This is a genomic window from Falsiporphyromonas endometrii, from assembly GCF_042654485.1.
Lineage (GTDB): Bacteria > Bacteroidota > Bacteroidia > Bacteroidales > Porphyromonadaceae > Porphyromonas > Porphyromonas endometrii.
The window spans coordinates 1-8881 of record NZ_JBHSGO010000152.1 but is presented as its reverse complement, the minus strand read 5'-3'; the positions used below and the strand labels follow the sequence as shown (position 1 = coordinate 8881).

Here is an 8881-nt window from a genome sequence, read left to right as displayed (position 1 = left end):
TCCATAACTTTAATTGTTTGATAATCATAAAGTTACAAATAATAAATCAACTAACCTACTGATATTCAATATATTAACACCTTGTATAAGATTGTTTTTCAATTAAATTTAAACAGCTTCTTATTTTTTTATCCAATATAATTAGATTATTATCTACCGTATTAGATAAATAATGTAAATATTCTTAGTGGGTTTATTAGCATAAAAGCGTCTTGTTTTGGTTTCAAAACAGCCTTTTTCATTAGAATAAGATGGGTAGAGGAGGATTTATTGCTATTGCTATATGTTAAACTATATTAATGTGATTTGAAATAAATCTTTTGGCGACATAAAAATGGACTTTAGGCCGCCTTTTTTGGAAGCTCGCGCGACTTGCAATCCATCCTCGCGCTACTTTGAAAGTGAACTCGCGCGAGGTTGCACCTGAAGTAGCGCGACTTCGCATGTCAAGGTCGCGCGACAACGGATCGAAAGTCGCGCGAGAACAGATTGCATCTCGCGCGAGCTTATCTGTTAAAATAGCACATAAAAAAGCCCGTTTCGTACTAATAAAACGAGCAAAGTCAGCAGAAGGTCAGGAACCCCTAACCCCGAAATGTTGGAATTTCAGTATAAATGAGTGTAGTTTGAGTTGATTTTTGAGCTGTATTTAAGGCAACAGTATTTAACAAATATGGTTCTTTTCTAATGAGCTTCACAGCCCATTCAAATAGACTTATGAGAAGATAGATTTTGATGTTTGCAATATCATCAATTTGCTTAACACCTTTCGGATATATCTTACCCGCTTGAAGTGTTGATTCTTCAAGTGACATAACAAGCCAAATGATGGTAAGTAATATGATTATCTCCATGGTTTTTATTTCTTTGTCTGTTACTAAGATACAAAAACTGTTCGATATACGGCAAAGTTTTTATTTATTATCAACAAGTCACAATGGTTCTTTTGTTACATCAACTTACAAAGCGAGACCGAGAGCGTCTAATAATTGTACACTATATGTCAATTTATTGGACACTTATCTTAACTGCCGTAATTATAAGGTATTGATAATGATTTGTTTAACTGCTTTGGCACATTAGTTGGTGCAATGATTGGTGTAATCAAAACTAATTTTACAATTATGATTAAGGTAACTAATTTGATAAAATCATTTCTGACGACAGAGGTTGAGACATTGGCCCTCAATGGGGTAAGTATGGAGATCAAAGAGCATGAGTTTGTAGCTATTATGGGACCTTCCGGCTGTGGAAAGTCTACTTTACTCAACATATTGGGACTTTTGGATAATCCTACGAGTGGTGAATATTATCTTGATGGAGAAGAGGTAGGGCATCTCAAAGAGTCAGCCAGAACCAATTTAAGGAAGGGAAATATAGGTTTTGTTTTCCAGAGTTTTAATTTGATTGATGAACTTAATGTTTTTGAAAATGTTGAATTGCCTCTTATTTATCTGAAGATAGGGGCTAAAGAGCGTAAAAAGAGAGTCAATGAGATCTTACAAAAAATGAATATCAGTCACAGGGCGAAGCATTTTCCTCAGCAACTCTCAGGAGGTCAACAACAGAGGGTGGCAATTGCAAGAGCTGTAGTGGCAAATCCAAAGATTATCTTGGCTGACGAGCCTACGGGAAATCTCGATTCTACCAATGGTAAAGAGGTAATGGAGCTTTTGTCTCAGTTGCACGAAGAGGGTACAACTATTCTTATGGTGACTCACTCACTTCATGATGCTCAGTATGCTGATCGTATTATCAATCTCTTTGATGGTAAGGTTGTTTCAGGAGTGATTGGATAAGAATTCGGATTATACCAACCAACTTCAAAAAACTTTATAATATGCTTTTATTCAAAAACTTTATAAGTATACTTAGGCGAAATCTTGTGGCCAATATCTTGAACCTTTTAGGTCTGGTTTTGGCTTTCGCAGCTGTGTTTGTTATTTTTATTCAGGTCGATTATACCTTAAATTTCAATAAAGAGATAACAGATTCTGACCGTATTTATGAGGTGTTTGTTGACCCGGGTGAATTAGGAGATGGATGGATAGAGACGTTTAGTCGGCCTTTTGTTGAGCGTTTTGCATCCAATTGTCCCAACATACAAAGTTTATCAATGATTGAGAGTTACAATCGGCTCTCCAATTATGCTCCCAACGAAGATATACAAAGGAAGATAGAAATTAAGTGTGTCAATGGTATCAACAATTATCTAAAAATATTTTCTCCAAAAATGATATGTGGAGACGCTAATTGTCTTGATAGGGTCGATATGGTTGTGATTCCTCGTTCTATCTCTCAAAAACTTTTTGGTAGGGTAGATGTTGTAGGTCAAAAAATTAAGAATACCAGATCCGGATACGATCTTACAATAGGAGGAGTCTGTGAAGATTTTCAAGACAACAGTACCTATTCTAATTGTATTTTCACTTCTGATGACAGCAATAAGGGGAATGTAAACAACTGGAACTATCAAGTGTTCGTTAAAGTGGACAACGCTGCTAATGTCTCTAAAGTTGCTCAACAATTTGAAACCTTTATAAAAGAGATGTTTCAATCAAGAGGTGTGGAAGGTTTAGATCAGATAAAAGTTAAACTGCTTCCTCTTCATAGTTTGGTCCTTCCCATGAGAGATATCGAGGCCGGCAAGACCTATTCTCTCAGTACTTATCTTTTGATTTGCTTCTCCATTATCATATTGATTATAGCTGCAATCAATTTTGTCAATTTCAAGCAGGCTGAGATGCCTATGAGGATTAGGAGTTTGTCAACTCAAAAGATTTTAGGCGCTTCCAAGAGACGAGTCAACCTAATGATTATCTCGGAGGGAATATTTATTTCGTTAACTGCTTTTGTATTTTTCCTTATTGTCATAAACTTATTACCGTCATGGGGTGTACAGCAGCTTATCTCGGGTACAATAGATCTAACACATTGGAGAATACTTATCTTGATGGTGATGATTGCTGTGATAATAGGGCTTATTGCGGGAGGATATCCTACAATTTTTGTCTCCAAAATCTCCCCAATTATGGGAATGCGTGGCAATTTGGGTATGACTCCCAAGGGAAAGCTCATGCGAACAGTCCTGATATCTTTTCAATTTGCAGCATCTGTACTCCTCATCGTTTGGGTGTTTATTATGCAACAACAATCCTTGTTTATTCATAATCAAGATTATGGATTTGATAAGGACCACATTGTATATGCCCCGTTTACTGTAGAATTTGGTCAGCATGAGAATGCTCTTAAAGAGGCCTTACTTAAAATAAATGGAGTAGAAGCGGTTGCTCTTTCGCAGTTTGTGATTGGTTCGAGTGATGTCTATATGGAGTGGGGTCAGAACGATGATAAAGGTAGAAATGTCAATCTGACTGTATTTCCATGTGACAAAGATTATCTCAAAGTCCTTGGTATAAAGCCTATAGACGGGAGTGATTTTGAATCTTCTGATAGAAACCAGATGATTGTAACGAAGAATACAACTCTTATTTATCCGTTTGTCCAATTAGGATACCATCTTAGAAGTTTTCCAGTTGTAGGCGTCGTCCCTAATTTGACCTTTCACAGTTTATATTCCGATGATAGTAAAAAGGCTTTGGCTTTTACTATTTTTGGAACAAAAGAGGATTACTCCGACTGGTCTTGGAAAGATGTTATCAATGTGAGAATTTCTAAAGGGGTAGATCAGTTTGCTGTTATTGACAAACTCAATAAAGTGCTCAATGACTTTTCAATCGAAGATCAATCTCAGTTTAAATTTATCGATGAGGCAATGAATGACAATTATGCCATGGATTATCTTTTTAAGAAGCAAATATTGGTTTTTGCCCTTCTTTCTGTTCTGATCAGCATCATTGGTGTTTTTGGTGTTACTATGTTTGAATCAGAGTATAGGCGCAAGGAAATAAGTATCCGTAAGATTATGGGAAGTACAGTTTTAGACATACTGCTTCTTTTTAATAGGAGATATATTAGGATTATTACCATAAGCTTTGTTATCTCAGCTCCCATAGGATATTTCCTTGGTATAAAGTGGCTCAGTTCATTCGCTATAAAAACCTCGATTTCTCCTTGGTTATTTATCGTTGCTTATGTGCTTATTCTTGTGGTGGCGGTAGCAACCATTTCACTGCAGTGTCTTAGACGGGCCCTTCAAAACCCAATAAAGAGTATTCGTACAGAATAGATTGTTTTACGCAATACTTTGATATCCTACTCAATAGGAGGTCACACCTTAATAGGCTGTGGCCTCTTTTGTATGATGCTGTAATCTGTCGTGTTTATCATAATCTTTTGTAAGATACTTAAATTGCACAAATATGCAGTAAGTGTGCAACTTTCTATTATCTTTGCCTCGTTAATTTATAATTGAACATTTAAGATGAGAAAGATTTTACTTACAAGTGTTGTTTGTTTAGCTTGTGTCATGCCTATTCTTGCAGGTGGTGTTCTTACCAACACCAATCAGCATGTTTCTTTTTTGAGAATGGTTGCCCGTGGAGCCTCAATCGGTATTTCAGGTGCTTATTACAATCCGGCCGGTACAGCTTTTATGAACGATGGGATTTATCTCTCGTTCAATGGTCAGAGCGTTTATCAGACTCGTACGATTGATTCTAAATTTATGCTTGGAACGGATATGGACTTTTCTCACAAATACAAAGGCAAGGCCTCAGCCCCATTTCTACCAAATGTAATGGCTGCTTATAAGAAAGGTAATCTGGCCTTTTCTGGTTCATTTGGTATTATTGGTGGTGGAGGAAAAGCCTCTTTTAATGAAGGTTTACCAATGTTTAGTAATGCGGTTCATGCAGCGATGGCAATGCAAAAGATACCCCCCAAAGCATATTCTATCAATAGCTCTTTGGATGGAAGTCAGATGATCTGGGGGTTGCAGATGGGGGCCGCATATAAGTTTAATGACTGGCTTTCAGGTTATGCCGGTGGTAGAATGAATTATTTCACAGGTGGTTATGAGGGCTTTTTGCAGGCCTCTTTGCGTGGCAAGAACCCGGTGGAAGTTGTTGGTATTGATCTTGATTGTACACAAACAGGGTGGGGCCTCACTCCAATCTTGGGATTAGATGCCAAGTTGGGTAAGTTTAATATTGGTCTTAAATATGAGTTTATCACGAAGATGAATATAGAGAATAAGACCAAAAAAAGTGAATATCGCATCAAAGGTGTTCCTCAAGACATCAATAGTCCGTTGGCTGCTTATAAAGATGGGGTTAATACACCCAATGATATTCCTGCACTTCTTTCTGCGGCTGTACAGTATAGCATTTTGCCCTCTTTGAGAGCTTCGGTTGAGTATCATTATTATTTCGACAAGCAAGCCGGGATGGCACAAGACAAGCAAAAATCTCTTGATCGTGGTACGATAGAATATCTTGCCGGTATAGAATGGGATGTGACTAAGATATTAACAATCAGCGCCGGCTATCAAAATACCAATTATGGACAAACAGACGGTTTCCAATCTGATACAAGTTTCTCTTGTGACTCATATTCTATAGGACTTGGAGCCGAAGTAAAATTGAATAAACACCTCAATCTCAATGTGGGGTACTTCTGGACCAACTATAGTGATTATAAGATGAAAGCTCAGATTGCTAAGAATATAGCAAGTGACAATACTTATAGTAGAACAAATAAAGTCTTTGGTCTTGGAATAGATTATAAGTTCTGATATTATTGAGTGTTATTTGATAAAAAGTAGTCCGACGAGATGCCCTAATTGCAGATCTCGTCGGACTAATTTCGTTTGGTGTGGATAAGAGGAGAATGTTGCACAAAGTGCCATTCACTCAAATTACAAGCTAATTGGGGGACTTTGAAGCTGTGGAGCTTCAATTCCTGTACCAATTACGATGGATGAAACCTCTTTTTCAATTTTGTCATAAAGTTTTGCATTGAGAAACTGTTGCAACAAATTGCTTCCACCCTCCACAAGCAAACTATGAACACCCTCTTCAATCAAAGTCTCCATAATGAAGTCTAATGATGCTTTGTTGCTGTCGTAGGTTTTGATATCAAGAAATTCGGTGAGTTTGTCAAGGTTGGGAGCATCTTTGCTACAAAAAAGTATTGGCTTGGCTTCAGCATTTTGGAGACACTTGGCTGATAGTGGTATGTTGGCATGGTGAGAAACAATGATAGGCCTTGGCGAATGTCCCAACCAAAACCGATTGTCGAGTGAGGGATTGTCTTTTCTCAATGTTTCACCTCCTACCATGATGCCATCATGTTGAGAACGCATTTTGTGTACGATTCGCCTCCTTATGGGGGTACTTATAACGAGAGGAGCCTCTTCATAAGATCTTATTTTATCTATAAAACCGTCTGAAGTTTCTGCCCACTTGAGTGTGATATAAGGACGGTTTTGGGTTATGGCTGTAAGAAACGCATGGTTGAGTCTTTGCGCTTCTGCTTCGAGCATACCAACTTGTACCTCTACACCGGCATCACGAAGCATCTTAATACCTCTTCCGGCTACTTTTAGAAATGGGTCTTGCATGGCTACGACTACTCGTTTGATCCCTTTGTTGATAATTAGTTCAGAGCAGGGTGGGGTCTTGCCATAATGAGAGCATGGTTCCAAACTTACATACATTGTGACATCTTTGGAGAGATCTCTCGCTCCTGCACCTCTTACAGCCATCACCTCTGCATGAGGCTGACCTGCTTTGTGATGGTAACCTTCAGATATGATTAGGCCACTTTTGTCGTCTACGATTACTGCTCCTACCATGGGATTGGGAGCAGTGTAACCCTCAGCAAGTGAAGCAAGCTCCAATGCCCTTCTCATGTATATCTCTTTTGTCTGCATATTTGTACTTTTGTATCTATGAAAATTAAGGATGCTTTACAGCTAAGCGAGAAAACGCTTAGTGAGCTGTATCCCCAAGAAGAGGCTCGTCAAATAAGTAGAATACTCTTAGGGGAGGTGCTCAATCTCAACCATACAAAGTTACTACTTTGCGACAAAGGGCAGCTTCTTAGCGCTCACGAACAAGATATATTTGAGTCAGCATTGGAGCGCTTGGCTTGTCATGAACCCATACAATATGTATTGGGTAAGACAGAGTTTATGGGTCTTGAGTTTGAAGTTGAGCATGGAGTGCTGATTCCCAGACCGGAGACAGAAGAACTTTGCTTTGAGGTTATCAACCGGCTTAAATGTGTTGCCAAAGAGCGTCAGATTAAGATTTTAGATCTTGGATGTGGCAGTGGTTGTATTGCCATTACGCTTGCCAAGTATCTGTTTCCCGCCGAAGTTTATGCTGTTGATATATCACCCGATGCATTGTCTGTAACAAAAAGAAATGCTGAGAAACTTCTTGTTCAGCCCTCTTTCCTTAAGGTTGTAGAGGCTGATATGTCTCAGTTGGATCGGTCCAATGAATTGAATACCGAGACTTATGATCTAATAATCAGCAATCCTCCGTACATTAGACGAAACGAAGCTATCTTGATGAGGGAAAATGTCTTGTCATACGAACCTGACATAGCTCTCTTTGCTCCGGAAAATGATCCTCTCTATTTTTATCGAAAGACGGCACAGTTTGCAGCAAGTCATCTCAGATCTTGTGGCCTCCTATGTTATGAAATCAATGAAGCTCTTGGCAATGAAACGCTTCAAGTCATTGAAGATGTCGGCCTAAAAGGGAAAGTAGTCAGGGATTTGTTTAAGAAAGACCGCTTTATTTATGCACAAAAATGATGATGAGATATACTCGTTTGTACAAATATCCTATAACCTTTACCTTATAAGAAGTTAATAAGAAGAAGTACAATGATGATGGAAGAAGAATATAAAAAGGTTTATTATAAGGTGTCTAAGTATTGTTCATCTGCCGAACGATCTCGATATGATGTTATTCAGAAACTGGTAAGAATGGGCGTTGACGAGGATGTGCATAGCAGGCTTTTGCAACAACTTGAAGAGGAGAAGTATCTTGATGAACAGCGATTTGCAGGGGCATTTGCCAAAGATAAGATGAGATTTAATGGGTGGGGACCTCAAAAGATTTATTATGAATTGAAGCATAAACAGATAGATTGTCATCTGATAGATGAGGCTATTAGGCAGCTCTATGATGAAGAAAATGAAGTGACTCCTCTTGATAAGCTTAAACAACTTGTTAAAGATAAACTGAATTCGATCAAAGAGCCCGATCCTGTGAAAAGGTTTGCTAAGGTTGTGAGGTTTGCCACGAATAAGGGGTATTCATATAGTGATGTCAAAGAGACTATAAATCTATTAGACAAGGAGTGTGGCCAACTTGAATAACGAAATTTTGAGTCGCTCTCTTCGTGTGGTGTGTGATTTTGTTTATCCGAGACTTTGTGCTGTATGCAAAAGAAGACTCAGTCTTAATGAGCGAGCAATATGTCCAACCTGTTTTCATAATATGCCTGTCTTTCTAAATCATCCTGTCTATTCGACAGAGAGGATTGAGGGGGAGGCTTATATTGAAACATTCGACTCTTTGTTCTGCTTTAAGGATGGTAATGCTACACAACGGGCAATTCATCAGCTCAAGTATAATAGATATAAGGATGTTGGTAAATTGTTTGGAAAGCTGGCCGCTAAAAAGTTTCGTTGGTCAAATTGTGAGGTCGATTGGATTTTGCCGGTTCCTATCAGTCGCAAAAGAAGGGCTTTTAGAGGCTATAACCAAGCCATGATTATTGCTGAGGGTATATCGCAATATACAGGTATCAAGGCTTCAGATAGTATATTGGCGGTAGTATCCCAAAAAGTGTGTAAAGGAGGTTTATCTTTGAGTCAAAATTAATCATTTCAATTCATTGTTTTGTTCATCCGTCAGGCGGGCATGAAAAACACCGGGGGGATTGGCGTCCGCCCGGG

8 protein-coding genes are annotated in these 8881 nt (G+C 38.5%); 6 read left to right on the top strand and 2 right to left on the bottom strand.

The window, feature by feature from the left end:
• Positions 1-584 precede the first annotated feature (584 nt).
• Positions 585-854: a hypothetical protein gene (locus ACFO3G_RS04790; protein ID WP_380078483.1), complete on the bottom strand. Its 270-nt coding sequence runs from the start codon at positions 852-854 to the stop codon at positions 585-587.
• A gap of 270 nt (positions 855-1124) precedes the next feature.
• Here ACFO3G_RS04790 and ACFO3G_RS04785 point away from each other — a divergent pair, with 270 nt between their 5' ends.
• The 3 genes from ACFO3G_RS04785 (at position 1125) to ACFO3G_RS04775 (ending at position 5695) form a co-directional block, all read left to right on the top strand.
• Positions 1125-1799 carry an ABC transporter ATP-binding protein gene (locus ACFO3G_RS04785; protein ID WP_380078481.1) on the top strand — a complete coding sequence of 225 codons (675 nt, stop codon included), beginning with the start codon at positions 1125-1127 and terminating at the stop codon, positions 1797-1799.
• Between the two features lie 41 nt (positions 1800-1840).
• Positions 1841-4189, top strand: a complete 2349-nt coding sequence (locus ACFO3G_RS04780) for an ABC transporter permease (RefSeq protein ID WP_380078479.1) — start codon at positions 1841-1843, stop codon at positions 4187-4189.
• A 195-nt stretch (positions 4190-4384) separates the two neighbouring features.
• Entirely contained in the window at positions 4385-5695 is a 1311-nt protein-coding gene (locus ACFO3G_RS04775; RefSeq protein WP_380078477.1) for an OmpP1/FadL family transporter, read from the top strand.
• 123 nt (positions 5696-5818) lie between these two features.
• Here the strand turns inward: ACFO3G_RS04775 and ribD are convergent, their stop codons facing one another.
• Complete coding sequence (gene ribD, locus ACFO3G_RS04770; RefSeq protein WP_380078475.1) at positions 5819-6835, bottom strand: bifunctional diaminohydroxyphosphoribosylaminopyrimidine deaminase/5-amino-6-(5-phosphoribosylamino)uracil reductase RibD; 1017 nt, start codon at positions 6833-6835, stop codon at positions 5819-5821.
• 18 nt (positions 6836-6853) lie between these two features.
• Here ribD and prmC point away from each other — a divergent pair, with 18 nt between their 5' ends.
• The 3 genes from prmC to ACFO3G_RS04755 all read left to right on the top strand — a co-directional run bounded on the left by prmC (position 6854) and on the right by ACFO3G_RS04755 (position 8807).
• Positions 6854-7729, top strand: a complete 876-nt coding sequence (gene prmC / locus ACFO3G_RS04765; protein WP_380078473.1) for a peptide chain release factor N(5)-glutamine methyltransferase — start codon at positions 6854-6856, stop codon at positions 7727-7729.
• 72 nt (positions 7730-7801) lie between these two features.
• Positions 7802-8299 (top strand): regulatory protein RecX, encoded by a 498-nt coding sequence (locus ACFO3G_RS04760; RefSeq protein WP_380078471.1) that lies wholly within the window; start codon positions 7802-7804, stop codon positions 8297-8299.
• Positions 8292-8807, top strand: a complete 516-nt coding sequence (locus ACFO3G_RS04755; protein ID WP_380078469.1) for a ComF family protein — start codon at positions 8292-8294, stop codon at positions 8805-8807. The genes ACFO3G_RS04760 and ACFO3G_RS04755 overlap by 8 nt, the downstream gene beginning before the upstream one ends.
• Positions 8808-8881: the final 74 nt, after the last annotated feature.

Excerpts from the sequence above, each read along its gene's own strand:
- ACFO3G_RS04790 (WP_380078483.1), bottom strand. The coding sequence starts at position 854 with ATGGAGATAATCATATTACTTACCATCATTTGGCTTGTTATGTCACTT.
- ACFO3G_RS04785 (WP_380078481.1), top strand. The coding sequence starts at position 1,125 with ATGATTAAGGTAACTAATTTGATAAAATCATTTCTGACGACAGAGGTT.
- ACFO3G_RS04780 (WP_380078479.1), top strand. The coding sequence starts at position 1,841 with ATGCTTTTATTCAAAAACTTTATAAGTATACTTAGGCGAAATCTTGTG.
- ACFO3G_RS04775 (WP_380078477.1), top strand. The coding sequence starts at position 4,385 with ATGAGAAAGATTTTACTTACAAGTGTTGTTTGTTTAGCTTGTGTCATG.
- ribD (WP_380078475.1), bottom strand. The coding sequence starts at position 6,835 with ATGCAGACAAAAGAGATATACATGAGAAGGGCATTGGAGCTTGCTTCA.
- prmC (WP_380078473.1), top strand. The coding sequence starts at position 6,854 with ATGAAAATTAAGGATGCTTTACAGCTAAGCGAGAAAACGCTTAGTGAG.
- ACFO3G_RS04760 (WP_380078471.1), top strand. The coding sequence starts at position 7,802 with ATGATGATGGAAGAAGAATATAAAAAGGTTTATTATAAGGTGTCTAAG.